This window comes from Mesorhizobium sp. L48C026A00 (genome assembly GCF_000502375.1).
In the GTDB taxonomy this organism is placed as follows: Bacteria; Pseudomonadota; Alphaproteobacteria; order Rhizobiales; family Rhizobiaceae; genus Mesorhizobium; species Mesorhizobium muleiense.
The window spans coordinates 278,526-304,691 of sequence record NZ_AYWU01000007.1 but is presented as its reverse complement, the minus strand read 5'-3'; the positions used below and the strand labels follow the sequence as shown (position 1 = coordinate 304,691).

The window sequence follows — 26,166 nt, the reverse complement described above, 5'->3', positions numbered from 1 at the left end:
AAAAAGGCGATCGGAGCGATGCTTCGGTCGCCTTTTTCGCCTGAGACCTACTTCACCACCGCCTGTACCCACACGACAATGCGCTGCGCCAGGAAAGCTGTGGTTGCTGGCGACAGCGCGTCTCCGGCAATGACATGATTGTCCCGATCGCCGGTATCGTCGACCGGCACCAGTTCGTGCGCCGCGCCCCAGCGCCCGGCGATGTCGCGGGTGCGGTCCGGCCGCACGATCTTGTCCGAATCGGAAAAGATGAACAGGGCAGGGATGGTCGCCTTCTCCACCGGCGCGCCATTGGCCAGCTCGGTCAGCGCCACCATCGGCAGCGTCGCCGCGATCGGATAGCGCCAGGTCCAGAATTTCTCGTGCAGCGCATTGCGCGGCACGAAGCTGCGCTCCTTGCCGGCGACCAGCTCGGCGATCTCTCGGCCCCACGGCATGGTCAGAAGTTCGGCGCCGGAAGCCTTGACGCCGAAATTCGGCGAGATGAATGCTATGGCCGCCACCCCGTCCGATGCGCCCGGCTGCGTCGCAGCCCAGGCTGCCAGCGAGCCGCCGGTCGAGGTGGCGATGACGATCACCTTGTCGCCGATCGCTCGGCCGATGGCGAGCGCTTCCTCATAATCGTTGATCCAGGCGTTGACGCTGCCGTCCGCCATCGCGGCACCGCCCTGTCCGTGACCGGTGAGACGGGTGTAGTAAAGATTGGCGTCGAGCCCTTCGGCCACCTCGTCGGGAAGCGGACGAACCTCGCCCTTCGACGCCGAAAAGCCGTGGATATAGACGATCGACAGCGGCGTCCTGGCGTGAACCATCGGATTGACCCAGATGATTTCCTTTTCCAGCCCGTCGTGGATATCAGGTACGGCCGCCTCCTTGCGTGCCAGGTAGGCTTGCGGGTCATCGCCGATCACGGAAGGATCGAAGCGGATCGTGATGTCGGCTGGGGCGCGCGGGCCGAAGACGTAGGCAAGGACGAGAATGACGGCGAGACCCAATACCGCAAGCACGATCCGTCGCCCCATCGCAGACTCCATGCAATTAATCTCAACCTATGGCCACGATGGCAAACAGGCAACGACGTCCCGCCGGCGGCGGGAGCGCCAACTTGATGGCCGGTCTATTCGCTCGGCGGCTTGCGGTCGAAATTCAGCGGACGCGCCTTCCAGCGGGTCGCGGTGCTGATGGCCCATCGGCAGAACGGTCTCGGCAGGATTCTGAGCAGCTTCAGGCCCCAGCACAAGCGCCACGGGAAGGTGACTTCGAAGCCGCCGGATTTGATGCCGCGCGCCATGCGGCGCGAGGCGCGATTGACGGGCATCAGCCCGGGCATCGGCAGCAAATTCTTCTCGGTCAGCGGGGTGTCGACGAAGCCCGGGTTTATCACCTGGATGCGGACGTTCATCTTGTCGAAATCGTACTTCAGCGACTCGGCGAGGATATTGATCGCCGCCTTGGTGCCGCCATAGGCGGCCGTGGTCGGCCAGCCGAAATAGGCAGTGACCGAACCGACCAGGACGATATGGCCGCGCGCGCGGACGCGCATGCGCTCGATGACCGGCACCAGGCCATTGATGATGCCGAAATAATTGACATCGAAGGACTGGCGAAATCCACGGGCAGTGAGGTCTTCGCCGACGGTCGCAATATAGCTCCCGGCATTGAACACGGCCAAGACGATCGGGCCGAGATCCTTCTCGATCGCCGCGACCGTCCTTGCCATGCGTTCTTCGTCGGTGACGTCGCAAGGATAGGCCGTGACGTGGCCCGGCATCTGCGCCGTCTCGACAACAAGCGTGTCGATCGGATCGTCGTCGAGCGCCGTCACCGCGACGACATAGCCTTGCGCCGCAAGGTCCTTGGCCAGTGAACGGCCGATGCCGCTGCTGCTGCCGGTAATCCAGGCGACGCCGTGCTTCGGGTCGGCCCGATAGAGTGTCATGCTATGCCCTGCGGCTTTTTCTTAGCCTGTGCTCTAGCGGTGAAGAAATCGGATGAAAAGAGCGCTTTTCAATGGTGAGCTTCAATGATTGGCTCAACGCAACATCTGTTTTAGGAAATTGCAGCCCGGAAATGCCGCTGGATCAGGCAAATTCTTGCCTTGAAACCCAAGCTTCGGGTTTCTAGGGTTCGGCCGCAAGCATAAAGGAATCTCCATGCCCCGTTCTGTGATCGAAGCGATCGGCAATACGCCTCTGATCCGCCTCAACAAAGCCTCGGAAGAAACCGGCTGCGAGATCCTGGGCAAGGCCGAATTCATGAATCCGGGCCAGTCGGTCAAGGACCGTGCCGCGCTGTTCATCATCCGCGACGCCGAGCAGCGCGGACTTTTGAGGCCGGGCGGGGTGATTGTCGAGGGGACGGCCGGCAACACCGGCATCGGATTGACGCTGGTTGCCAAGGCGCTTGGCTACCGCACCGTAATCGTCATCCCGGAGACGCAAAGCCAGGAGAAGAAGGACACGATCAGATTGCTCGGCGCCGAGCTGATCGAGGTGCCTGCCGTTCCCTACAAGAACCCCAACAATTATGTGAAACTGTCGGGCCGTCTGGCCGAGCAGATGGCCCGGTCCGAGCCGAACGGCGCGATCTGGGCCAATCAGTTCGACAACGTCGCCAACCGTGATGGCCATACCCGCACCACGGCGGAAGAAATCTGGGCCCAGACCGGCGGCAAGGTCGATGGTTTCGTCTCGGCGGTCGGCTCCGGCGGAACACTGGCAGGGGTCGCCTTCGGGCTCAAGGCCAGGAGCAAGGACGTCAAGATCGCGCTCGCCGATCCGCTCGGTGCGGCGCTCTACANCGCCTTCGGGCTCAAGGCCAGGAGCAAGGACGTCAAGATCGCGCTCGCCGATCCGCTCGGTGCGGCGCTCTACAGTTTCTACACCAGCGGCGAGCTGAAATCCGAAGGCAGCTCGATCACCGAAGGCATCGGGCAGGGGCGGGTCACCGCCAATCTGGAAGGGTTCACGCCGGATTTCTCCTTCCAGATTCCGGACGAGGATGCACTGCCGATCGTCTTCGACCTGATCCAGGAGGAAGGCCTGTGCGTCGGCGGCTCGACCGGCATCAACATTGCCGGCGCGATCCGGCTGGCACGTGAGATGGGTCCCGGCCATACCATCGTGACCGTGCTTTGCGACTACGGCACGCGCTATCAGTCGAAATTGTTCAACCCGGAATTCCTGCGTCAGAAGCAGCTGCCGGTGCCGGGCTGGATGGAACAGCGGAGCACAATCTCGGTGCCGTTCGAAAAGGTTGCGTGATGGCTTACAGGACGGATGCCCTGTTTCGCGACGACGCCTATCTCAGGACGGCTGATGCCGTGGTTGTCGCCGTCAACGACCGTGGCGGCATCATTCTGGACCGGACGATCTTCTATGCCACGTCGGGCGGGCAGCCTGGCGATACGGGCACCCTCGAACGCGCCGACGGCAGCCTGATCGCTGTTGCCGCCACCATCACCGGTGAGACCAAGGATGACATCATCCATGTGCCGCCGCCTGAGCAGGCGGTGCCTGAGGTCGGTGAGCCGGTAAAGCTTGCCCTCGATTGGCAGAGGCGGCATCTTCTGATGCGCATGCACACAGCCTGCCACTTGCTTACCGTCGTCTGCCCGTTCCCGATCACCGGTGCCTCGGTTTCCGAGGACGACAGCCGTATCGATTTCGATATTCCGGATGCCGGCTTCACCAGGGAAGACGTGACGGCCCGGCTGATGGAATTGGTGTGGGCCGACCACCCGGTCTTTGTCAGGCTGATCACCGACGAGGAGTTGGCGGCCAATCCGGGACTGGTGAAATCGAAGAATGTTCGGCCGCCGGTCGGCACGGGCAAGATCCGCTTGGTCTGCATTGGCGAGAACGCCTCGATCGACAGCCAGCCTTGCGGCGGCACTCATGTGAAGAGCACTGGAGAAGTCGGCGAGATACATATCGGCAAGATCGAGAAGAAGGGTCGCGAGAACCGGCGCTTCCGAATACGCTTTGGACCAATGCCGCCGGCCTGATAAACAGCCGGCCTGATAAACAGATTGTCGAAGGCGGGCAGGAGAAGAACAATGGCCGAAGACAGCCCTTTCACCGTCGATGCGGACTGGTTGCAGAAGCGCCTCGGCGAGCCTGGCCTGACCATCGTCGACGCGTCCTGGTATTTGCCGGCGCAGAAACGCGACGCGCGCGCCGAATATGACGCAGCGCACATTCCGGGCGCCCGTTTCCTGGATCACGATGCGATCTCGGATCCTGATTCCCCACTGCCGCACACGCTGCCGTCGCCGCAGCATTTCGCCCAGTATGTCGGCGCCATGGGCATTTCGGCCGACGACACCATCGTTGTCTATGACGGCCCGGGCTTCTTCTCGGCGCCGCGCGCCTGGTGGATGTTCCGTGTCATGGGGGTGTTCCAGGTCTACATATTGGACGGCGGCTTCGATCGCTGGAAAGCGGCTGGACGGCCGGTGACGGCGGAGCCGACGAAGATCGCGCCTTGCGTGTTCCATGCCGACTTCGATGCCGCTCGCGTCGCCAGCCTGGCCGACATGCGCCGGATCGTCGAGACCGGAGAAAGCCAGATCGCCGATGCGCGTTCGCCTGGCCGGTTTGCCGGTACCGAGCCGGAGCCTCGCGCCGGCGTCCGCTCGGGCCATATGCCCGGCGCGCGCAATGCGCCGTTTTCGGCGCTTGCCGAGGATGGCGAGTTGCTGTCGAAAGACCGGTTGCGCAAGGTGATCGAGGACGCCGGCATCGACCTGTCAAAGCCGGTCGTCACCTCTTGCGGCTCAGGCGTTACGGCGGCGGCGATCACGCTGGCGCTCGAGACGCTAGGCCACACCGACAACAGGCTCTACGACGGTTCATGGACCGAATGGGGTGGGCTTGGCGATACGCCCGTCGTGACGGGCAAGGACTGACTGTGATGGAAAACGGCGCGCTTGACGACATCGAGGTCACGGTGACGTTTCTCGAAATGCATGCGCCGCCGGCCTATTCGCCGCCGCTGCCGTACAACCGCCAGATCGCATTGCTAAAAACCAAGGACATTCCGCTGCATTTCTACCGCTATTTGATGGATCGGGTGGGCCGCAAATGGCACTGGGTCAATGTGCTGAGGCTGAGCGACGAGGAGCTTTCTGCCGGGATCCATCGCGAGGACCGCGATATCAGGGTGCTGTATCTCGACGGCTCGCCGGCCGGCTTTTTCGACCTGAAGCCACATCTGCCGGGAGAAGTGGAACTGGCCTATTTCGGCATGATGGAGCACGCCACCGGCCAAGGCATCGGCCGCTGGTTCCTGGGTGCGGCGATCGACGCCGCCTGGTCGCACGGACCAAGGCGGGTGACGGTGCAGACCTGCACGCTCGACCATCCGGCGGCATTGCCGCTCTATCAGAAGCTCGGCTTTGAACCGGTCGCGCAAAAGAAGGAGATGGTGCATCCAATGACCTTCGCCGAACGTGCGGCCAGCGTCATGCGGCCATGATTTTCTCCGCAGACTGAATTTCATCGATGCTTCAGCTCGGAGGCAAACTGTTGGAGCGTTCGCCACGCATCCAAGGGAACGCGTGGCGCTCGAAATGGCGATGGGAGGATCAATGACGATTCGGGTGGTGATGGCCGGTGCGACCGGCTGGGTCGGCAAGGCACTGGTTCCGGCGATCGGGGCGCAAGGCGACATGGCGCTGGCCGGTGCCGTGTCACGCAGCGGCGCTGGGCAGGATTCAGGCCTGCTGGTCGGCCTGTCGGCAAACGGCATCATCGTTGCCGCCTCGCTGGCCGAGGCAATGGAGGTGCCCTCGGACGTGCTGCTCGACTACACCAAACCGCATGTCGTGAAGGACCATGCGCTGCTGGCCATCGAAAACGGACGGCACGTGGTGATCGGCACCTCGGGGCTGGGTGCGGCCGATTTCGGCGAGATCGATGCTGCAGCCCGCGCCAATCGTGTCGGCGTCATTGCCGCCGGCAATTTTTCGATCACCGCCACGCTGATGAAGCGGTTTGCCCTGATGGCGGCGAAATACGTGCCGGATGTCGAGGTCATCGACTATGCCAGCGCCAAAAAGCCCGACGCGCCGTCCGGCACGGCGCGCGAGCTTGCCGAAGCGCTGGCCGATGTCCGCAAGGCTTCGACCGCGCGGCCGGTCTCGGAGGTCTCCGGTGTGCCGGGAACGCGCGGTGCGGCGGTTGGCACGGGCGAGGGGGTGCAGGTGCATGCGCTTCGCCTGCCTTCCTACATCCTGTCCTGCGAAGCGCTGTTCGGCCTGCCCGACGAGCGGCTGACCATCCGCCACGACGCCGGCTCGTCCGCTGCCCCTTATGTGGCCGGGACGCTGCTCGCCATCCGGCGGGTACAGGAGATCACAGGGCTGGTGCGCGGTCTCGACGCGCTGATGGACTGATCCAGATTGGCAGGAATCGGGTGGGAAGCGCTGGCGCAGCGACGTAATTTCCGGTCGATGACATCGGAGATTTCACCATGACCATCCAGTTCAAGGCCTTGCCCACGGAAGGCGTCAGAGCTTTGCAGCGCGGCGGGCCGGACGCCTATGGCCTGATCCCAGAGCGGAAAATATCCGACGGTGACGGCGTGCCTTGCCGCCACTGCCTGAAGAACGTCGCCGCTGGAGAAGCCTACCTTGTCCTGGCTTATCGGCCATTCCCGCAATTGCAGCCTTATGCCGAGACCGGCCCGATCTTCCTCCATGCCGAGCCTTGCGAGCGCGCTGCCGAGGCCGAGGCGCTTCCCGAAATTCTCGAAGGCAGCGACTACATCGTGCGCGGTTACGGCAGCGACGATCGCATCGTCTACGGCAGCGGCGGCGTCATCCCAACGGCCGCTATTGCGGCACGGGCCGAGAGTTTGTTCGAGCGCGACGACATCGCCTATGTGCATGTTCGCTCGGCACGCAACAACTGCTATCAGTGCCGGATCGAGCGCGCGTGACCGGATCGGTCGCAGCTGTCGTACGCCTGTCGCAATGTCGCGTTATGGAATGATTGTCGATCGATTTGCCGACCGCGGATGAACCGGCGGGAGATCTCGATATCAGAGGAAGCGGGGCTTTGGCTCCGCTTTTTTGCTGCCTGCATTATATTTCTTTACCCAAAGAAAAAGCCCGCCGGAATGACCGACGGGCTTTGACTGTTGTCTGGACGGCTCGAAAATTAGTTGAACTTGTACTTCGCACCAATGCGGACGGTATGGAACGAAGGCGTCGAGGTGAGAGTGTCGTCCGGCAGCCCAAGTTCCGACGAGAAATCCTCCTCGGAGAACTGCGAATAGCGGTACTCGAGGCCGACGGTCACGTTGCTGGACATGGCCGTTTCCAGACCACCACCCACCGAGAAGCCGCTGGAGTCCCAATCGAGGATATCGCCGATCGGCGAAGACGCGTTCAGATCGAAGTGCTGCCAACTGTAACCACCGAGCACGTAGGCGAGGGTTGATTCGTTGACTTTCATACCGACGCGGGCAAGCACATCGAAGCCGTAATCGGTATCCAGATTGATCGATCCGCCTGGAAGTTCCAACTCGGAAGTCATGCCGGAGTAGCGGGCATCCACCATGACACCTGCGACCCAGCTGCCGAAATCATGGTCATAGCCGACGTTCAATTCGCCGAACACACCTTCGCCGCCGAGCCCGTTGAACTCGAGCCCACCAAGCGGCGGAACCTCGATCTGATGCACCGACGCACCCGCGCCGGCGGCGCCGCCGACGTAGAAGCCGGTCCAGTTGTAGGCAGGCGCTTCAAAAGAGGCGACGCCGCCATTCTGGGCGCCAAAGCGATAGTTGGCCCCGACCTGGAACGTATGCCGCGACGTGTCGATATTGAGGGCGCCATCCGGCAAACCGAACTCGGAAAGCAGATCATCATTGGTACCGAAGCGGGTATAGCGATATTCTGTCTTGATGGTCCAGTTGCTGTTGATGGCCGTTTCAACGCCGGCTCCGACGAAGTAACCGCTCTGGTCCCAATCCAGGTCAAAACCAGCGTTGGTGTCGAGTTTGTATTTCTGCCAGGAATAGCCGCCGAGCACATAGCCCAACGTGTTCGGCGTGAACAGGTAACCGGCTCGCAGACCAGCATCGAAACCGTAGGTCTCGCGGACCGAAGCCTCTAGTCCAGCTACATCGAGCGTGGTTTCAATGTTGCCGATATGGGCGTCCAGGAGTCCGCCGATCAGGAAGCGCGGCGACACCATATAGTCGTACCCAACGGTCAGTTCACCGTATACGCCTTCACCACCAATGCCGTTCAACGAGAAGCCCGGAAGGAAATCGCTGCTGAGCTCGTGGACATTGGCGCCGGCGCCAACGCCGAAGCCGACATAGATGCCACTCCAGTTGAAGGCCGACGTTTCGACCACCGGCACAAGCGCGTCGGCGGCCTGAGAAGCCGATCGGAGCGCCAGTACGGAAACCGCGCCAAGAAGAAGAGATTTTGCGAATCGTTTGCTGGTCATTGCCCCTGCCTTTTGAAAAACCCGTCAGCCGTCTAGCACCTGCCCACGCCGGCGGATGTAACAAAAAAGCCACAACAATGACACATTGCAAGCAAAACGGGTAAAGCCGCCCGGCCTAGCGCAATTCGTGAAATTTTCTTGTGGAAAAAAGAGCCGCCGGGGGCGTCGGCGGCTCTTTCGGGAGAGGATCGAGCGGCGGGTTCAGGCGGCGAGAACGGCCTTCGGCTCGACCAGTTCATAGCCGAGCGATTCGGCCACCGCGCGGTTGGTGATCTTGCCCTTGTGGACATTGAGGCCGTTGCGCAAATGATGATCGTCGACCAGCGCCTTCAGGCCTTTGTCGGCGAGCTGCAGGCCGTAATGCAGCGTCGCGTTGTTCAACGCCTGAGCCGAGGTGACCGGCACCGCGCCCGGCATGTTGGCGACGCAATAGTGAACGACGCCGTCGACCTCATAGGTCGGGTCGGCATGAGTTGTGGCGTGCGAGGTCTCGAAGCAGCCGCCCTGGTCGATGGCAACATCGACCAGCACCGAGCCCTTCTTCATTCCCGACAGCATTTCGCGCGAAACGAGTTTTGGCGCGGCGGCACCCGGGATCAGCACGGCGCCGACGACGATGTCGGCCGAAAAACATTCCTCTTCCAGCGCCTCGACCGTCGAGTAGCGGGTGTGGACGCGGCCGCCGAAGATATCGTCGAGTTGGCGCAGCCGCGGGATCGAGCGGTCGATGATGGTGACGTCGGCGCCAAGGCCGGCCGCCATCCGTGCGGCATGCAGGCCGACAACGCCGCCGCCGAGCACAGTGACCTTGCCAGGCAGCACGCCGGGCACGCCGCCGAGCAGAACGCCGCGGCCGCCATTGGCCTTCTGCAGCGCGGTGGCGCCCGCCTGGATCGACAAGCGGCCCGCGACTTCCGACATCGGCGCCAGCAGCGGCAGGCCGCCGCGGTCGTCGGTGACCGTCTCGTAGGCGATGGCCGTCACGCCCGAGGCCAGCAGGCCCCTGGTCTGCTCCGGATCCGGAGCGAGATGGAGATAGGTGTAGAGGATCTGGCCGTCACGGAGCTGGACCCATTCGTTGGGCTGCGGCTCCTTGACCTTGACGATCATGTCGGACTTGGCAAACACGTCGGCGGCCGTCTTGGCGATGGTGGCGCCGGCGGCGCGATAGGCGTTGTCGTCGGCGCCGATGCCGGCGCCGGCGCCGGTCTCGACCAGCACTTCGTGGCCATGCGCGACATATTCGCGGACCGATCCCGGCGTCAGGCCGACGCGGTATTCGTGGTTCTTGATTTCCCGGGGGCAGCCGACGCGCATCTTCTTCTCCTCCTGATCCAGCCTTTTGGGGCATGTTCGCTGTTGAGAGACAGTGAACCACGAATCGTCGCGTAGGTGTTTGCGAATACGCTTGCGCAAGACGGTGCGGTTCGATAATCGTTGCGTAAAACAGCTGGATTGTCGCAGGAATCCCGAAAAATGCCGCTCGACAGGATTGATATCGCCATCCTCGAAACGTTGCAACGGGATGGGCGGATACCCAACGCGGCGCTTGCCGAGAAGGTCGGCCTGTCGCAGTCGGCCTGCTCGCGGCGGCTCGACAATCTGGAGAAATCCGGAACCATCCGCGGCTACCACGCCCGGCTTTCCAATGCCGCTCTTGGCCACCAGATGACGGCGATCGTGCATATATCGCTGTCGGGGCAATTCGAAAAGACACTGTCGGATTTCGAGGCGGCGATAAAGCGCTGCCCGAATGTGTTGTCCTGCCACCTGATGTCGGGTGAATACGATTATATCCTGCGCATCGCGGCAAAGGACCTCGTCGACTATGAGCGCATCCACAAGGAATGGCTGTCGGCAATGCCGCATGTGACGAAGATCAACTCGTCGTTCGCCTTGCGCGAGATCGTCGACCGGACGGCGGTCGGGATGAAGCCGGAACTTGCCTAGGCTTTGAAAGCCTCCGTTACCACCCGGTCCATCGGGATATCATGCGGCTGCGGGTAGATGGTGGCGATGCGCTGCAGTTCGTAGCCGACACCGATGACCAGCGGCTTGAACGGCATCGCCGCCAGCGTGCGGTCGAAGAAGCCGCCGCCATAGCCCAGCCGATACTGTCCCGGATCGATGCCGACGATCGGCGAGATGACGATGTCGGGCAGCACCGGATCGCCTTCAGCCGGGATCGGGATATTCCAGACACCTTTTTCCAGCCGATCGCCCGGAACGTAGGCGCGAAAGATAAGCGGGCGGGCTTTTTCGACGACAACAGGCAGCGCGGTACGGCCGCCGCGGTCACTGACGGAAGCCATCCAGGCCCGCAAATCCGGCTCGCCGCGGAACGGCCAGTAGAGGCTGACCATGCGGCCGGCAATGTCGCCGATCATCGCGTCGAGGCTTTCGCCGATGCGCTGCGACATTGCCGTCCGCACGTCAGCCGGGACAGCCAGGCGGGCCGCAATCAGCCGCTCGCGCTCGGCCTTGCGCCATCGTTTCACGTCGTTCCAATCGGATAGGGGCGGCCGGAATTCCGGGTCGAACTCGTGCATGAAGCAAGGCGGCGAGGAATATCGCCCCGGACCGTCGTCATGATCGCTAGCCAAGTTCCTCTCCTTTCGTCTGCTTTCGATGAAATTATACTCGGCGGCAGGATGGGGCATGTACAACAGCGACATGTTAGGGCCGGCAGTAGGCAAAGTCGGATGTTGTTGCGGTGCACAAAAGTAGCTACATCAGCCTTGGCGAAATTGCTCCCCAGTCTGCCCTCACGGCCAACTGCCCTCACGGCCCACCTGCTCTCCCGGCCAACCTGCTCCCGGCCAGCCTGCTCCCGGAGTGAATGAGATGAACGAAACCAGACATCATGTCGTCGTCGTCGGGGCGGGCTTTGGGGGTCTCGAATTCACCCGCGCGCTTGACGGTGCGCCGGTGCGCATCACCATGATCGACAAGCGCAACCATCATCTTTTCCAGCCGCTGCTCTATCAGGTGGCGACTACGGCGCTGGCGACCTCGGAAGTCGCCTGGCCGATCCGCCATCTTCTGCGCAAGCGCAAGGATGTGACGACACTGCTCGCCACTGTCAGCGGCGTCGACCGCGCCGGCAAAAATGTGCTGCTCGATGATGGCGACGCGATCGCCTACGACACGCTGCTGCTGGCCACCGGCGCCCGCCACGCCTATTTCGGCCATGACGAATGGGAGCCTTTCGCACCGGGGCTAAAGACGCTGGAGGACGCCACCACCATTCGACGGCGCATTCTGCTCGCCTTCGAGCAGGCCGAGCGGGAAAGTGATCCCGCCAGGCGCCAGGCGCTGCTGACATTGGCGATCGTCGGTGGCGGACCGACCGGCGTGGAACTGGCCGGCACCATTGTCGAACTGGCGCACGAGATGCTGCGCGGCGAGTTCCGCAACATCGATACGCGGCAGACGCGCGTGGTGCTGATCGAGGCCGGCGACCGTATCCTTCCCAATTTCGCGCCGGAACTCTCCGACTATGCCAGCAAGGCGCTCGAGCGGCTTGGCGTGACGGTCGAACTCGGTCGGCCCGTGACACGTTGCGACGCGGAGGGTGTCGTCTTCGGTGAAACGCATCTGCCGGCCAGGACTATCCTGTGGGCAGCAGGCGTCGCCGCTTCGCCGGCCGCCGAATGGCTGGGGGCGGCAGCGGACCGCGCGGGCAGGGTGCTGGTCGAGCCTGATCTGACCGTGCCGGGCAACCCGGAGATTTTCGTCGTCGGTGACGCTGCACACGTCCTGCGGCCGGATGGCCGCATGGTGCCCGGCGTAGCACCCGCCGCCAAGCAGCAGGGCCGGCATGTCGCCGCGACGATCAAGGCCCGGCTTGCCGGCGACGCAGCCCCGCGGCCTTTCCGCTACAGGCATGACGGCGATCTGGCGACGATCGGCAAGCGCGCCGCCGCGATCGATTTCGGCTGGATCAAGCTCACCGGCCGGCTGGCCTGGTGGCTTTGGGGCCTGGCGCACATCTATTTCCTGATCGGCTTCCGTAACCGGCTTGCGGTTTCGCTGAGCTGGCTATGGATCTACCTGACAGGGCAGCGCAGCGCGCGGCTGATCACCCAAGGCGACGACGACAGGAACTGACGTCTCCGCCCGCGCACATGCATCCGCACGTCATCTGTTCCCTTATGGACTCGACCGGATTCAGGCGCGAAGCTCTGCTTCGGTCAGGACTTGGCACGCTGTTGAAGGCTGGCACGTCGTTGAACAGCAGCCGCCTCGAACCGCATCATCGACTTGATGTTCGACGGAGAACCAATTGATCCCATGCGGAAATTAGTCGTCGCCACCCTAAGCCCTGTAAACCACCTGGCGGACATCGATGTAGCTGGCGCGGAAGCCGGCTTCGCAATAATGCAGGTAAAACTCCCAGAGCTTCTTGAAGCGGTCGTCGAAACCGAGCGGGACGATCTTTTCCCATGACCCACAAAAACGGTGGCGCCATTCGGCGAGCGTGCGGGCATAGTCGTCCGGGAAAATGCGCTCGCGCAGATGAGCAAGGCCATGGTCTTTGCCGAGCGTTTTCAGGATCGACGGCGTCGGCAGCATGCCGCCCGGGAAGACGTAACGCTGGATGAAATCCGGCCGGGCGCGATAGGTATCGTAGGCTTTCTCGTTGATGGTGATGATCTGCAGGCCGGCGGTGCCGCCAGGCCGCAGGCAATCCTTCATCTTGCCGAAAAACACGGGCCAGTACTTTTCGCCGACCGCCTCGAACATCTCGATCGAGGCGATGCGGTCGTAGGAACCGGTTTCGTCGCGGTAGTCCTGCAGCTTGATGTCGATCTTGTCGGCAAATCCAGCCTTCTGGACGCGTGCTCTGGCGAAGTCATGCTGCTCGCGGCTGATCGTCAGCCCGGTGACGCGGCAGCCGATCTCGCGCGCGGCGAATTCGGCAAAACCGCCCCAGCCGCAACCGATTTCAAGCACGTGGTCGTTCGCGCCGATGCCCGTGTCCTTGGCCAGCGCGCGATATTTGGCGGCTTGCGCGCTTTCCAGATCGTTGGCGCCAGCCGCATAGAGCGCCGACGAATAGGTCATGCTCGGATCCAGCCATTCCTTGTAAAAGGCGTTGCCGAGATCGTAATGCGCCGAAATGTTGCGCTTCGAGCCGGTGCGGGTGTTTTGGTTGAACCAGTGGCGGACACGCTGGACGGCGTTGATCAACCAACTGGCGCCGCCGGCGATGCGCTCTCCGATTTCTGAATTGACTACGAACAGTTCGAGGAAACTGGTCACATCGGGGCTGTCCCAATCGCCGTCGATGTAGGATTCGGCGATGCCGATGGTGCCGCCGGTGAAGGCGCGGCCGGGCAAGCGCCAGTTCTTGAGCACCAGTTCGGCGTCCGGACCCGGGCCCTTGCCGCCGACGAGGACGGCGCGGCCGTCCGGCATCCTCACCTTGAGCGAGCCACGCTGCAGGTTCATCGCCGCCGACAGCACCATGCGCGCCTTGGCCGGCAGGCCTTTGACGGTCTCGGCGAAATTGAATTCGTCCAATCTGACCGCGTCGCCCGACGCAACGCCGGTGTCTTCCTTGTGAGCCATGTCACGCCCCCGGGACTTCTGCGGCGCCGGCGCAAAATCGCCGGTTTCCAACTCTCTCGCAGTTCATCGGCAGGGCGCGAACGCCGCTTCCCGATGAATCCCCGCAGCAATCTTTCACGTCATCAAGGGGAACTTCAAGAGCCAAGGCAAGCGAGCACGGATCATGGAAAGATTTTGGGGGAGGGCGCTGATCAACGCCGGAATCACTATGGTTGCAGCCACCCGGATGCAGTAGTTTTAGCCATGCGTTATGTCATCGTCATCTGCGCCGTCACGTTCTTCCTGATCTGGGACGGGCTCTACAATCAGGGCAGCTATCTCGACACCACGGTCAGGGAGATTAACCGCATCGTGCGCTACATCACCAGCATGATGTAGGTTTCCTCGCCTTCGCCCCAACGCGTTGGTGCCGCGACATCGTTGCCGATTGACGCGATCGTGTCGCCCACACAAAACATGCCTGCACATCGATCGAGGAGGCTGGGGTTGATCCGGCATATCGTTTTCTTCAGCGCACGGCACAAAGAGGATGTCGAGGCCGTACGCACGGGCTTGCTGGCGCTGGGCAACATCCCCCATTCCCGTCAGTTCGAGGTGACGCTCAACAGCAAGGTCGACCCGCTTTCGGACGAGATCGACGTGGTCGTCTATGCCGAGTTCGAGGATGACGCCGCTCTGGCCGCCTACAAGGCGCATCCGCTCTATGCCGAGACAACCAGCCAGGTCAAACCGCTGCGCGAATTGCGCTATTCGGCGGACATTGTGGCTGCGACTTGAAGGGAAACTGACCGAAGCAGGAGCGCACCCGTCTGCGGCCATTGGTTCGGTCGGATCAGCGCCCTGCCGCTTTCGCGCGTCGCCTAGGCAGCGTGGCCAAGAACAGCCATCGCGACGTCCGCTGCCGCCATGAAATCCCTGCGCGTCAGGCGAGGGCCCTTGAACCAACTTCCGGAATGATGCACACCGCGCCGGCATGACCGAGACGATGCCAGCACGCCCTCATTCGCCCGGCGCTTATCCGCCCGGCGCTTGTCCGCTTGACCATCTTGTGCTGCCGACCGCGAGCCTCGACGTGGCGCGGGCGCGGCTGGTTTCGCTTGGCTTTGTTGTGGCGCCGACCGGCATCCATCCTTTCGGCACGGAAAACTGCTGCGTCTTCCTTGAGGACGGCACCTATCTCGAGCTGCTGGCAGTGGGCAATGCGCAAGCGGCGGCGAAAGCGGTCGCTGACGGCAACGTCTTCGTCGCGCGCGATCGTGCCTATCGCGACAGCTGCGGCAATGAGGGATTTTCCGCCCTTGTCCTGGGCACCCAGAATGCCGATGCCGACCACGCACGCTATGTCGAAGCCGGCCTGTCGGCTGGAGACATGCTGAGCCTTTCGCGCGCCTTCACCGACTCGGCGGGAAACAGCGACACGGCATCGTTCAAACTGGCCTTCGCCTCCGGCACCGGGGCGACGGATGCATTCCTGTTTGCCTGCGAGCGGATCAATGCGCCGAAAGTGGACCGGAGCGCGCTGCAGGTCCACGCCAATGGCGCAACCGGCATCATCGAAGTCGTGGCGGTCAGCACCGAGCCAGCCGAACAGCACCGATTGATTTCGATCGCGACGCGCAGTCCGGCGACCGGGCAGGGGAGCAGCACCGCGCTTGACCTGCCGAACGCGACCTTGACCCTGCTTGACCCCGCCGCCTTCGAAACGCGCTTCGGCATACCTGCCGGCGCGCCATCGGACCTCCGCTTCGCGGCGATCGTCTTTTCAGTTGGTTCCGCCGACACGGTCGCCAGGCTGCTTGCAGCAAGTTCCGTCGAACATGACATACGCGGCGATGATATTGTCGTGCGGCCGGCATCCGGGCAGGGTGCGGCCTTCGTTTTCCAGGAGAAAGCATGAGCAAGCCCAATTCGTCCGTAACCGTCGGCAATGTCGTCTTTGGCAACAGCGCGCCGCTGTCGCTGATTGCCGGCCCGTGCCAGCTTGAATCGCGCCAGCACGCCTTCGACATGGCTGGCGCGCTGAAGGAACTGACCGAGAAGCTCGGGCTGGGCCTCGTCTACAAGACCAGTTACGACAAGGCCAACCGCACCTCGCTTGGCGGCACGCGCGGCGCCGGGCTCGATGCGGCGCTGCCCGTCTTCGACGATTTGCGCAAGGCGTTTTCGCTGCCGATCCTGACCGATATCCACACCGAGGAACAGTGCGCGCTCGTGGCGCCGCATGTCGATATCCTGCAGATTCCGGCTTTCCTCAGCCGCCAGACCGATCTGCTGATCGCGGCGGCAAGAACCGGCAAGGTCGTCAATGTGAAGAAGGGCCAGTTCCTCGCGCCGTGGGACATGAAGAACGTCGTCGCCAAGGTCACCGGTTCCGGCAACGCCAATGTGCTGGTCACCGAGCGCGGCGCGTCCTTCGGCTACAACACGCTGGTGTCCGATATGCGCGCCCTGCCGATCATGGCCGAGATCGGCGCGCCGGTGATTTTCGACGCCACGCATTCGGTGCAGCAGCCGGGCGGGCAGGGCGGCTCGTCAGGCGGCGATCGGCGCTTCGTCGAGACGCTGGCGCGCGCCGCGGTTGCGGTCGGTGTCGCCGGCGTCTTCATCGAGACGCATCAGGATCCCGACAACGCCCCCTCCGACGGTCCCAACATGGTGCCGCTGAAGGACCTTCGGGCGCTGCTTGAAAGGCTGATGGCATTCGATCGCGTCGCCAAGGGCTGAGCAAGTTCAGCGGCCCAGCCCTAAGTCCGACCCGAAACTTGTGATCAACAGGCGCCAGTTGTACGCTGCCCAGGCAACCGAGTGCCTTGGAGGAGGAAGCCATGTCCGTCGCCCGCGTCACCGAAATCACATCATCGTCGAATAAGAGTTTTCAGGACGCCATCGAACAGGGGATTGCCCGCGCCGCAAAGACATTGAAGAACGTCGAAGGCGCCTGGATCCAGGACCAGAAGGTCGTCGTCGAGAACGGCACGATCTCCGCCTACCGCGTCAACATGAAGGTCACCTTCATCCTCGCTGAGTGATCAGCCCTGTACGTATGACCGCGTCCATAAAAGTCTGGAACCTTCGCAGCCCTCTCCTCATTGTCGAAGCTGAAGTGAACGACAAGAGGAGCACATCATGACAACCCAGACAGGACACACTGAAGCCATCGCTGCCTCGCGGGTGATCGGCACTTCCGTCTACAACACGGAAGGCACGCACATCGGCGACATCGAGGATGTCATGCTCGACAAATTGTCGAATGGAATCATGTTTGCCGTGATCGGCTTTGGCGGATTTCTCGGCATCGGCGAGAAATACCACGCCATTCCGTGGGCGAGCCTCGACTATGACGAGAACAAGGGCGGCTATGTCGTGCCGTTCACCAAGGAGCAACTGAAGGCAGCTCCCGCCTATTCGATCAACGAATTGACGGGCGCCGACGGCGAGGCCGCGCGTGATGCTTCATACAGTTACTACAGGGTCGAGCCTTATTGGCATTGATCTTGCTCTGCCGGAATCAAAAGGCCCCCGGTTGAACCGGGGGCCTTTTCTCTGGGATATCTACTCCGCTGCAAGGGTGGACAACTCTACCGCGCCCTGTTGAGGCTGCTGAGTGTCACACGACGTCAAAAACGCCGCCGCGATCAGGAACAAACTCACAATACCGCTCAACTGAGACATGGCGAAACTCCTCCTGTTTCGCCCCGCGCAGCTGTGAGCATAAACCAGAAAGCCGCATGCCGCCAAGGCCTATGACTGACATGACTTATGATGACAGCAATTTGTGCTTCGTGATTCGATGTGGCGGAAGTGGCGGCACTATTTGCGGACGCCCCGATTGCGTTTTGCGGCACTTTGGCTAAGACGTGCGCGACGCTTCGTCAGATCAATCGGGGACATCGCAATGACTGCCATCATCGACATTGTCGGGCGCGAAATCCTGGACAGCCGCGGAAACCCGACCGTCGAGGTCGACGTCGTGCTCGAAGACGGCTCGATGGGCCGCGCTGCGGTGCCTTCCGGCGCCTCGACCGGCGCGCATGAGGCGGTCGAGCTGCGCGACGGCGGCGCCCGCTACCTCGGCAAGGGCGTCCTGCGGGCGGTAGAGGCCGTCAATGGCGAGCTGTTCGAGGCGATCGGCGGGATGGAAGCCGAGAACCAGATCCACATCGACCAGACCATGATCGAGCTCGACGGCACACCCAACAAGAGCCGCCTCGGCGCCAATGCGATCCTTGGCGTGTCGCTGGCGGTGGCCAAGGCTGCGGCGGAAGCGGCTGGCCTGCCGCTCTACCGCTATGTCGGCGGCACCAAGGCGCATGTGCTTCCGGTGCCGATGATGAACATCATCAACGGTGGCGCCCATGCCGACAACCCGATCGATTTCCAGGAATTCATGATCCTGCCGATCGGTGCGCCGACACTGCGTGACGGCTTGCGCTGGGGTTCGGAAATTTTCCATACGCTGAGGAAGCGGCTGAAGGACGCCGGCCACAACACCAATGTCGGCGACGAGGGTGGCTTCGCTCCTAACTTGAAAAGCGCGCCCGCAGCGCTCGATTTCATCATGGAATCGATCGAGAAGGCCGGCTTCAAGCCGGGCGAAGAGGTTGCGCTCGGCCTCGACTGCGCCGCGACCGAATTCTTCAAGGACGGCAACTACGTCTATGAAGGCGAGAAAAAGACCCGCGATCCGAAGACCCAGGCCAAGTATCTGGCCAAGCTCGCCGCGGACTATCCGATTATCACCATCGAGGATGGGCTGGCCGAAGACGACTGGGACGGCTGGAAAACGCTGACCGACCTCATCGGCAACAAGACCCAGCTGGTCGGCGACGATCTGTTCGTCACCAATACGGCCCGGCTGCGCGACGGTATCCGCATGGGCGTCGCCAATTCTATCCTGGTCAAGGTCAACCAGATCGGCTCACTGACCGAAACGCTCGATGCCGTCGAGACCGCGCACAAAGCCGGCTACACCGCGGTCATGTCGCACCGCTCGGGCGAAACCGAAGATTCGACCATCGCCGATCTCGCCGTCGCCACCAATTGCGGGCAGATCAAGACGGGTTCGCTGTCGCGGTCGGATCGCATGGCCAAGTACAATCAGCTCATCCGCATCGAGGAAGAGCTCGGCAAGCAGGCGCTCTACGCCGGCAAGTCGATCGTGAAGGGCTGAGCCGCAGAAAATCCTAAAACCCAGAAAATCCGAAAACGAAAGGGCGGGGCATTCTCGCCTTTTTTGTTTCAACACGCCAGATCCGGTCGTCCGTAACCGTCCATTAAGCACAATCGGGCGAGAAAGGGCTAGGTCGCAGAGTGGTTAGAGTGCCCTTTGCGCGTCCAGGCGCGCGCGGCGCTCTAAGGGATTTGGGTCATGTGGACACGTCAGCACAAGCAGAGAAATACCGGTCGGCTGATCATCCCCTCGCTCTGCGTGGCGTTCCTCGCCTATTTCGGCTTTCATGCCTACCACGGCGAATTCGGCATCTATTCCAAATACCGGTTGCAAGCCGAAGCCGTCGACCTGCAAGGTAAGCTCGATGCCGTCAAGGCGCGCCGGCTCGATCTGCAGCGGCGTGTTCAGCTCATGCATCAGGGCACGCTGGAGAAGGACATGCTCGACGAGCAGGCGCGCAAGGCGCTCAATGTGTCCCACGCCGACGAAATCACCATCATGTTGCCGGCAACGGCAAGATAACCGAATTCAAGTTAATCGCCGATATTTTCAACGATTTTAATCGCTTAGACGCATGTCAGCCATGCATTTTTCAGCATGGCGAAACGCTTTCCCGCGTGTTAGCCTTTGCCAAATCGGTGGGGAGAACTGATCTCCCTCAGTGTCCGCAAGAGACGCCAACAGGGAGTGATGAATGGCCACCGCCGCCAGAAAAGCGCCTGCCAAAACCAAACCCAAATCCGACGGCAAATCGGCAGGGCTTTCAGCCCCCAAACCTGTCGACTTCACCAAGGATGAGGAGCTTGACGCCTACCGGCGCATGCTGCTGATCCGCCGCTTCGAGGAAAAGGCCGGCCAGCTCTACGGCATGGGCTTCATCGGCGGCTTCTGCCACCTCTATATCGGCCAGGAAGCAGTTGTCACCGGCATGAAGATGGCGCTGATCGACGGCGACCAGATGATCACCGCCTACCGCGACCATGGTCACATGCTGGCGATGGAACTGTCGCCGCGCGGCGTCATGGCCGAATTGACCGGGCGCCGCGGCGGCCTGTCCAGGGGCAAGGGCGGCTCCATGCACATGTTCTCCAAGGAGAAGCATTTTTACGGCGGCCACGGCATTGTCGGCGCGCAGGTTTCGCTCGGCACCGGCCTCGCCTTCGCCAATCGCTATCGTGGCAACAACAATGTGACACTGACCTATTTCGGCGACGGCGCCGCCAATCAGGGCCAGGTCTATGAGAGCTTCAACATGGCCTCGCTGTGGAAGCTGCCGGTGATCTTCATCATCGAGAACAACCGCTATGCCATGGGCACCTCGGTAACGCGTTCGTCGGCCGAGACGGATTTTTCGCACCGCGGCGCCTCCTTCAAGATTCCGGGCATCCAGGTCGATGGCATGGACGTCCGTGCAGTCAAGGCAGCCGGCGATCTCGCCACCGAATGGTGCCGTGACGGCAAGGGGCCGCTGATTCTCGAAATGCAGACCTATCGCTACCGCGGCCACTCGATGTCCGATCCGGCAAAATACCGCTCCAAGGAAGAAGTGCAGAAGATGCGCTCCGAGCGCGACCCGATCGAGCAGGTCAAGGCGCGCCTGCTCGACAAGAAGTGGGCTGATGAGGACGAGCTCAAAGCGGTCGACAAGGAGGTCCGCGACATTGTCGCCGACGCCGCCGAATTTGCCCAGAACGACGCAGAGCCGGATCCGTCCGAGCTCTGGACCGATATCGTACTGTAACGAGAGGGCAAGGCCATGCCGATCGAAATTCTCATGCCCGCTCTCTCGCCGACTATGGAAGAGGGCAATGTTTCCAAATGGTTGAAGAAAGAGGGCGATAAGGTTGTCGCTGGTGATGTGATCGCCGAGATCGAAACCGATAAGGCGACGATGGAAGTCGAGGCCGTCGACGAAGGCACGCTAGCCAAGATCGTGGTTCCTGCCGGCACCGAAGGTGTCAAGGTCAACACGCTGATCGCCGTGCTCGCCGTTGATGGTGAAGACATCGACAAGGCAGGCGAAGGCATCGGCGAGGAACCTGCCAAGGCGGAAACTGCAGCGCCAGCGCCTGCTGCGGCCAAAAGCGAGGGCGCAGCACCTGTCGCCGCGGCGCCGAGAACCGAAATCGCCGCCGATCCCGACATCCCGGCCGGCACGGAGATGGTCTCGACCACGGTGCGCGAAGCGCTGCGTGACGCGATGGCCGAGGAAATGCGCCGTGACGCAGACGTCTTCGTGATGGGCGAGGAGGTCGCCGAGTACCAGGGCGCTTACAAGATCACGCAAGGGCTGCTGCAGGAATTCGGGGCGCGTCGCGTCGTCGACACACCGATCACCGAGCACGGTTTTGCCGGCGTCGGTGTTGGCGCGGCGATGGCCGGCCTGAGGCCGATCGTCGAGTTCATGACCTTCAACTTCGCCATGCAGGCGATAGATCATATCATCAACTCTGCCGCCAAGACGCTCTATATGTCCGGCGGCCAGATGGGCGCGCCCATCGTCTTCCGCGGGCCAAACGGCGCGGCCGCCCGCGTCGCCGCCCAGCACTCACAGTGCTATGCCGCCTGGTACAGCCACATTCCCGGCCTCAAAGTGGTGATGCCCTACACCGCCGCCGACGCCAAGGGATTGCTGAAGGCCGCGATCCGTGACCCGAACCCGGTCATCTTCCTCGAGAACGAAATCCTCTACGGCCAGTCCTTCGATGTGCCGAAGATCGACGATTTCGTGCTGCCGATCGGCAAGGCGCGCATCCACAAGTCGGGCAAGGATGTCACCATCGTCTCTTTCGGCATCGGCATGAGCTACACGGTGAAGGCAGAGGCCGAATTGCGTGGCATGGGCATCGATGCCGAGATCATCGACCTCAGGACCATCCGCCCTCTCGATTTCGACACCATCATCGCCTCGGTCAAGAAGACCAATCGTCTCGTGGTGGTGGAGGAAGGATTCCCGCAGAGCTCGGTCGGCGACCACATCGCCAGCCAGGTGTCGCAGCGCGCCTTCGATTTCCTCGACGCGCCGGTCATCACCATTGCCGGCAAGGACGTGCCGATGCCCTATGCGGCAAACCTCGAAAAGCTGGCGCTGCCCAATGTCGGCGAGGTCGTCGAGGCGGTCAAGGCCGTCACATATCGCTGATGAATGGGGAGGATCCGGTGGCGACTGCGAGAGAGACTCTTTCGCTATCTGTATAGCGCTGCTGACACGGTGAACGCATTTCGCTTGGGAGAAGAATACCTATGCCGATCAACATCACCATGCCGGCCCTGTCGCCCACGATGGAAGAGGGCAATCTTGCCAAGTGGCTGGTCAAGGAGGGCGACAAGGTTTCGCCGGGCGATGTGATCGCCGAGATCGAGACCGACAAGGCGACGATGGAAGTCGAAGCTGTCGATGAGGGCACGGTGGCCAAGCTGGTGGTTCCAGCCGGCACCGAAGGCGTCAAGGTCAACGCGCTGATCGCCGTGCTCGCGGCCGAAGGTGAAGATGCGGCGGCTGCCGCGAAAAGCGGCGACGGCGCTGCGCCGGCAAAGGCCGAGGCAAAACAGGATAAGGCGCCAATCTCCCCACCCGTGGGGGAGATGTCGACGAAGTCGACAGAGGGGGGCGCTGTCCCGCCAGCGGCAAGGAACGAGGCGCCCCCCTCTGGCCTGCCGGCCATCTCCCCCACAAGGGGGGAGATCAGCCAGTCGGACGGTCGCACCTTCGCCTCGCCGCTGGCCCGTCGCATCGCCCGGGAAGCCGGTGTCGATGTCTCCGCCGTGACCGGCTCCGGCCCGCATGGGCGCGTGGTCAAGGCCGATGTCGACGCAGCGATTTCCAGCGGCGGCGCCAAGGCGGCACCCGCCGCGAAAGCCGCACCTGCCGGCGCTCCGGCTCCGGCGGCCGCAGCCAAGCCAATGTCGGACGACCAGGTGCTGAAACTGTTTGCCGACGGCTCTTACGAGCTTGTCCCGCATGACAACATGCGCAAGACCATTGCGCGCCGGCTGGTCGAGGCCACGACCACCATCCCGCACTTCTACCTGACGCTCGACTGCGAGCTTGATGCGCTTCTGGCCCTGCGCGCGCAGCTCAATGCGGCCGCCCCGGTGAAGAAGACCGACAAGGGTGAGGCGCCGGCCTACAAGCTGTCGGTCAACGACATGATCATCAAAGCGATGGCAATGGCGCTGATGGCGGTGCCGGATGCCAATGCGTCATGGACCGAGAGCGCCATGGTCAAGCACAAGCATGCCGACGTCGGTGTCGCCGTGTCGATCCCCGGCGGGCTGATCACGCCGATCATCCGGCGCGCCGACGAAAAGACGCTGTCGGTCATCTCCAACGAGATGAAGGATCTTGCCAGCCGCGCGCGCAGCCGCAAGCTGAAGCCGGAAGAATACCAGGGCGGCACCACGGCGGTGTCCAATCTCGGCATGTTCGGCATCAAGGACTTTGCCGCCGTCATCAACCCGCCGCATGCGACGATCCTGGCGGTCGGCGCCGGCGAGGAGCGCGCGGTGGTCAAGAACGGTGAGATCAGAACAGCGACAATCATGTCGGTGACATTGTCGACCGATCACCGCGCCGTCGACGGGGCGCTCGGCGCCGAACTCCTTGTCGCCTTCAAACGCATGATCGAAAACCCGATGGGCATGCTGGTCTAGAAAGGAAGGAGGGGGTGCGGAAAAACTCTTCACCAGCCTTTTTGCCTTCAGCCTTTCCAGCGTCGCAACGATCGTCGTGCATTGGCTGTTCGTGGGTTGGCGGGTGAGGCGCGCGCAGGCGAATTTCGACCGGAGTGGGGCAAACGCATGAAAACAGTCCTTTGCTACGGCGATTCGCTCACCTGGGGCTATGATGCGGCAAGTCTGGATCGTCACCCGCTCAACGACCGCTGGCCGAGTGTGCTGCAGGCGACGTTGGGAGGCGGTATCGAGGTCATCGCCGAAGGCTTGAACGGCCGCACAACGGCTTTCGACGACCATCTGGCCGGCGCCGACCGTAACGGCGCAAGAGTGCTGCCGACGATCCTGATGACGCATGCGCCGATCGACCTGGTCATCATTATGCTCGGCGCCAACGACATGAAGCCGTGGATTCACGGCAATCCGGTCGCCGCCAAGCAAGGCATGCAGCGCCTGATCGACATCGTGCGCGGTCACGACTACCCGTTCGATTGGCCGTCGCCGCAAATCCTGATCGTCGCGCCGCCCGCCGTCAGCCGCACGGAAAACGCCGAATTCAAAGAAATGTTCGCCGGCGGCGATGAAGCGTCGAAGCGGCTGGCGCCACAATTTTCCGTCCTTGCCGACGAGGTCGGCTGCGGCTTCTTCGATGCCGGCTCGGTGGCCGAGACCACGCCACTCGACGGCGTCCATCTCGACGCAGAGAACACGCGCAAAATCGGGCAGGCATTGGCGCCAATCGTGCGCGTCATGCTGGAACTCTAGAGAATCATGGGAGAAATCCGTGGCTGAGAACTACGACGTCATCATCATCGGCTCCGGCCCCGGCGGCTATGTCACGGCGGTGCGTTCCGCCCAACTCGGGTTCAAGACAGCGATCGTCGAGCGCGAGCATCTCGGCGGCATCTGCCTCAACTGGGGTTGCATCCCGACCAAGGCGCTGCTGCGTTCGGCCGAGATCATGCACTATTCGGATCATTTGAAGGACTACGGCTTGAAGATCGACGGCAAGGTCAGCGTCGATACCGCTGCCGTGGTCGACCGCTCGCGAAAGGTCTCGCTGCGGCTGAACGGCGGCGTCGCCTTCCTGATGAAGAAGAACAAGGTCGATGTCATCTGGGGCGAAGCCAGGCTGTCCAAAGCGGCTTCCGGCGACAGACCGGGCGAGATCGTCGTGTCGAAATCGTCGAAGAAGCCGATGGAGCCTCAGCCGCCGGCGCCCAAGGGCGTCAAGGGCGAGGGCACCTACACCGCCAAGCACATCATCCTGGCGACCGGCGCCAGGCCGCGGGCGCTGCCCGGCATCGAGCCCGACGGCAAGCTGATCTGGACCTATTTCGAAGCGATGGTGCCGAAGGAGATGCCGAAATCGCTGCTGGTGATGGGTTCGGGCGCAATCGGCATCGAATTCGCCTCATTCTACCGCACCATGGGCGCGGAGGTGACGGTGGTTGAGTTGCTGCCGGCGGTGATGCCGGTCGAGGACGCAGAGGTCTCGAAATTCGCGCAAAAGCAGTTCGAGAAGCAAGGCATGAAGATCATCCTCGATGCGAAAGTCACCAAGGTCGAAAAAGCTGCGAACTCGGTAACCGCGCATGTCGAGATGAAGGACGGCAAGGTCGAGAAGATCACCGCCGACCGGATGATCTCGGCCGTCGGCGTGCAGGGCAATATCGAGAATCTCGGCCTCGAGGCGCTCGGCGTGAAGACCGATCGCGGCTGCGTCGTCGTCGACGGCTACGGCAGCACCAATGTGCCCGGCATCTATGCTATCGGCGACGTTGCCGGCCCGCCTATGCTCGCCCACAAGGCCGAGCATGAAGGCGTGGTCTGCGTGGAGAAGATCGCCAACGTCCCCGGCGTGCACGCCACTGACAAACTGAAAATTCCGGGCTGCACCTATTGCAACCCGCAGGTTGCTTCCGTCGGGTTGACCGAAGCGAAAGCCAAGGCCGAAGGCAAGGACATCCGCGTCGGCCGCTTCCAGTTCGCCGCCAACGGCAAGGCCATCGCGCTCGGCGAGGACCAGGGTTTCGTAAAAACCATCTTCGACAGGAAGACCGGGCAGTTGCTCGGCGCGCATATGGTCGGTGCCGAAGTGACCGAGCTGATCCAGGGCTTTGTCGTGGCGATGAACCTGGAGACCACCGAGGAAGAACTGATGCACACGATCTTCCCGCACCCGACGCTGTCGGAGATGATGAAGGAAAGCGTGCTCGACGCCTATGGCCGCGCGCTCAACGCGTGATAAATTGACCGCGTGAGACTCAAAAGGTGAGAGCC

The 26,166-nt window shown here is 62.4% G+C and carries 27 protein-coding genes; 21 read left to right on the top strand and 6 right to left on the bottom strand.

The window, feature by feature from the left end:
* Window positions 1-47: 47 nt before the first annotated feature.
* Window positions 48-1,022: an alpha/beta hydrolase gene (locus X738_RS58000; protein ID WP_023799260.1), complete on the bottom strand. Its 975-nt coding sequence runs from the start codon at window positions 1,020-1,022 to the stop codon at window positions 48-50.
* Between the two features lie 95 nt (window positions 1,023-1,117).
* Window positions 1,118-1,939: an SDR family oxidoreductase gene (locus X738_RS57995; RefSeq protein ID WP_023799259.1), complete on the bottom strand. Its 822-nt coding sequence runs from the start codon at window positions 1,937-1,939 to the stop codon at window positions 1,118-1,120.
* 214 nt (window positions 1,940-2,153) lie between these two features.
* Between X738_RS57995 and X738_RS57990 the strand changes: the two genes are divergently transcribed.
* The 6 genes from X738_RS57990 to X738_RS57965 all read left to right on the top strand — a co-directional run bounded on the left by X738_RS57990 (window position 2,154) and on the right by X738_RS57965 (window position 6,942).
* Window positions 2,154-3,263 carry a cysteine synthase A gene (locus X738_RS57990; RefSeq protein ID WP_023799258.1) on the top strand — a complete coding sequence of 370 codons (1,110 nt, stop codon included), beginning with the start codon at window positions 2,154-2,156 and terminating at the stop codon, window positions 3,261-3,263.
* Window positions 3,263-4,006, top strand: coding sequence for an alanyl-tRNA editing protein (locus X738_RS57985; protein ID WP_023799257.1), 744 nt, complete (start codon window positions 3,263-3,265; stop codon window positions 4,004-4,006). Before X738_RS57990 ends, X738_RS57985 begins: the two co-directional genes overlap by 1 nt.
* A gap of 51 nt (window positions 4,007-4,057) precedes the next feature.
* Window positions 4,058-4,909 carry a 3-mercaptopyruvate sulfurtransferase gene (gene sseA / locus X738_RS57980; RefSeq protein ID WP_023799256.1) on the top strand — a complete coding sequence of 284 codons (852 nt, stop codon included), beginning with the start codon at window positions 4,058-4,060 and terminating at the stop codon, window positions 4,907-4,909.
* 5 nt (window positions 4,910-4,914) lie between these two features.
* Window positions 4,915-5,478: a GNAT family N-acetyltransferase gene (locus X738_RS57975; protein ID WP_023799255.1), complete on the top strand. Its 564-nt coding sequence runs from the start codon at window positions 4,915-4,917 to the stop codon at window positions 5,476-5,478.
* A gap of 112 nt (window positions 5,479-5,590) precedes the next feature.
* On the top strand, window positions 5,591-6,397 hold the full coding sequence (gene dapB, locus X738_RS57970) for a 4-hydroxy-tetrahydrodipicolinate reductase (RefSeq protein ID WP_023799254.1): 807 nt from the start codon (window positions 5,591-5,593) through the stop codon (window positions 6,395-6,397).
* 77 nt (window positions 6,398-6,474) lie between these two features.
* Window positions 6,475-6,942 (top strand): DUF1203 domain-containing protein, encoded by a 468-nt coding sequence (locus X738_RS57965; protein ID WP_023799253.1) that lies wholly within the window; start codon window positions 6,475-6,477, stop codon window positions 6,940-6,942.
* Window positions 6,943-7,163: 221 nt separating this feature from the next.
* Here X738_RS57965 and X738_RS57960 read toward each other — a convergent pair whose 3' ends face one another.
* Complete coding sequence (locus X738_RS57960; protein WP_023799252.1) at window positions 7,164-8,465, bottom strand: outer membrane protein; 1,302 nt, start codon at window positions 8,463-8,465, stop codon at window positions 7,164-7,166.
* A 201-nt stretch (window positions 8,466-8,666) separates the two neighbouring features.
* Window positions 8,667-9,782, bottom strand: a complete 1,116-nt coding sequence (gene ald, locus X738_RS57955; protein WP_023799251.1) for an alanine dehydrogenase — start codon at window positions 9,780-9,782, stop codon at window positions 8,667-8,669.
* 159 nt (window positions 9,783-9,941) lie between these two features.
* Here ald and X738_RS57950 point away from each other — a divergent pair, with 159 nt between their 5' ends.
* Window positions 9,942-10,415 carry an Lrp/AsnC family transcriptional regulator gene (locus X738_RS57950; protein ID WP_023799250.1) on the top strand — a complete coding sequence of 158 codons (474 nt, stop codon included), beginning with the start codon at window positions 9,942-9,944 and terminating at the stop codon, window positions 10,413-10,415.
* On the opposite strand, the gene X738_RS57945 is transcribed toward X738_RS57950, so the two are convergent.
* Window positions 10,412-11,068 carry a 5-formyltetrahydrofolate cyclo-ligase gene (locus tag X738_RS57945; RefSeq protein ID WP_023799249.1) on the bottom strand — a complete coding sequence of 219 codons (657 nt, stop codon included), beginning with the start codon at window positions 11,066-11,068 and terminating at the stop codon, window positions 10,412-10,414. The genes X738_RS57950 and X738_RS57945 overlap by 4 nt on opposite strands.
* A 241-nt stretch (window positions 11,069-11,309) precedes the next feature.
* On the opposite strand from X738_RS57945, the gene X738_RS57940 reads away from it, so the two are divergent.
* Entirely contained in the window at window positions 11,310-12,575 is a 1,266-nt protein-coding gene (locus X738_RS57940) for an NAD(P)/FAD-dependent oxidoreductase (RefSeq protein WP_023799248.1), read from the top strand.
* A gap of 207 nt (window positions 12,576-12,782) precedes the next feature.
* On the opposite strand, the gene X738_RS57935 is transcribed toward X738_RS57940, so the two are convergent.
* A complete protein-coding gene (locus X738_RS57935; protein WP_023799247.1) occupies window positions 12,783-14,039 on the bottom strand; it encodes an SAM-dependent methyltransferase in 1,257 nt (418 codons plus the stop codon).
* A 243-nt stretch (window positions 14,040-14,282) separates the two neighbouring features.
* Between X738_RS57935 and X738_RS88360 the strand changes: the two genes are divergently transcribed.
* From X738_RS88360 to lpdA, 13 genes are all read left to right on the top strand, one after another.
* The gene (locus tag X738_RS88360; RefSeq protein ID WP_023799246.1) at window positions 14,283-14,417 is read left to right on the top strand and encodes a hypothetical protein; all 135 of its coding nucleotides are present in this window, start codon (window positions 14,283-14,285) and stop codon (window positions 14,415-14,417) included.
* 108 nt (window positions 14,418-14,525) lie between these two features.
* On the top strand, window positions 14,526-14,816 hold the full coding sequence (locus X738_RS57930; protein ID WP_023799245.1) for a Dabb family protein: 291 nt from the start codon (window positions 14,526-14,528) through the stop codon (window positions 14,814-14,816).
* Between the two features lie 208 nt (window positions 14,817-15,024).
* A complete protein-coding gene (locus tag X738_RS57925; RefSeq protein ID WP_031254930.1) occupies window positions 15,025-15,936 on the top strand; it encodes a VOC family protein in 912 nt (303 codons plus the stop codon).
* Window positions 15,933-16,763, top strand: a complete 831-nt coding sequence (kdsA, locus tag X738_RS57920; RefSeq protein ID WP_023799243.1) for a 3-deoxy-8-phosphooctulonate synthase — start codon at window positions 15,933-15,935, stop codon at window positions 16,761-16,763. Before X738_RS57925 ends, kdsA begins: the two co-directional genes overlap by 4 nt.
* Window positions 16,764-16,864: 101 nt before the next feature.
* Window positions 16,865-17,068 (top strand): dodecin family protein, encoded by a 204-nt coding sequence (locus X738_RS57915; RefSeq protein WP_023799242.1) that lies wholly within the window; start codon window positions 16,865-16,867, stop codon window positions 17,066-17,068.
* Between the two features lie 97 nt (window positions 17,069-17,165).
* Entirely contained in the window at window positions 17,166-17,531 is a 366-nt protein-coding gene (locus X738_RS57910) for a PRC-barrel domain-containing protein (RefSeq protein WP_023799241.1), read from the top strand.
* Window positions 17,532-17,934: 403 nt separating this feature from the next.
* Complete coding sequence (gene eno / locus X738_RS57905) at window positions 17,935-19,209, top strand: phosphopyruvate hydratase (protein WP_023799239.1); 1,275 nt, start codon at window positions 17,935-17,937, stop codon at window positions 19,207-19,209.
* A gap of 198 nt (window positions 19,210-19,407) precedes the next feature.
* Complete coding sequence (locus tag X738_RS57900) at window positions 19,408-19,731, top strand: FtsB family cell division protein (protein ID WP_023799238.1); 324 nt, start codon at window positions 19,408-19,410, stop codon at window positions 19,729-19,731.
* A 172-nt stretch (window positions 19,732-19,903) separates the two neighbouring features.
* Window positions 19,904-20,950: a pyruvate dehydrogenase (acetyl-transferring) E1 component subunit alpha gene (gene pdhA / locus X738_RS57895; protein WP_023799237.1), complete on the top strand. Its 1,047-nt coding sequence runs from the start codon at window positions 19,904-19,906 to the stop codon at window positions 20,948-20,950.
* A 15-nt stretch (window positions 20,951-20,965) separates the two neighbouring features.
* Window positions 20,966-22,351 carry a pyruvate dehydrogenase complex E1 component subunit beta gene (locus tag X738_RS57890; RefSeq protein WP_023799236.1) on the top strand — a complete coding sequence of 462 codons (1,386 nt, stop codon included), beginning with the start codon at window positions 20,966-20,968 and terminating at the stop codon, window positions 22,349-22,351.
* Between the two features lie 101 nt (window positions 22,352-22,452).
* Window positions 22,453-23,862 carry a pyruvate dehydrogenase complex dihydrolipoamide acetyltransferase gene (locus X738_RS57885; protein ID WP_023799235.1) on the top strand — a complete coding sequence of 470 codons (1,410 nt, stop codon included), beginning with the start codon at window positions 22,453-22,455 and terminating at the stop codon, window positions 23,860-23,862.
* 147 nt (window positions 23,863-24,009) lie between these two features.
* The gene (locus tag X738_RS57880) at window positions 24,010-24,648 is read left to right on the top strand and encodes an SGNH/GDSL hydrolase family protein (RefSeq protein ID WP_023799234.1); all 639 of its coding nucleotides are present in this window, start codon (window positions 24,010-24,012) and stop codon (window positions 24,646-24,648) included.
* 19 nt (window positions 24,649-24,667) lie between these two features.
* Window positions 24,668-26,131: a dihydrolipoyl dehydrogenase gene (gene lpdA / locus X738_RS57875; protein ID WP_023799233.1), complete on the top strand. Its 1,464-nt coding sequence runs from the start codon at window positions 24,668-24,670 to the stop codon at window positions 26,129-26,131.
* Window positions 26,132-26,166: the final 35 nt, after the last annotated feature.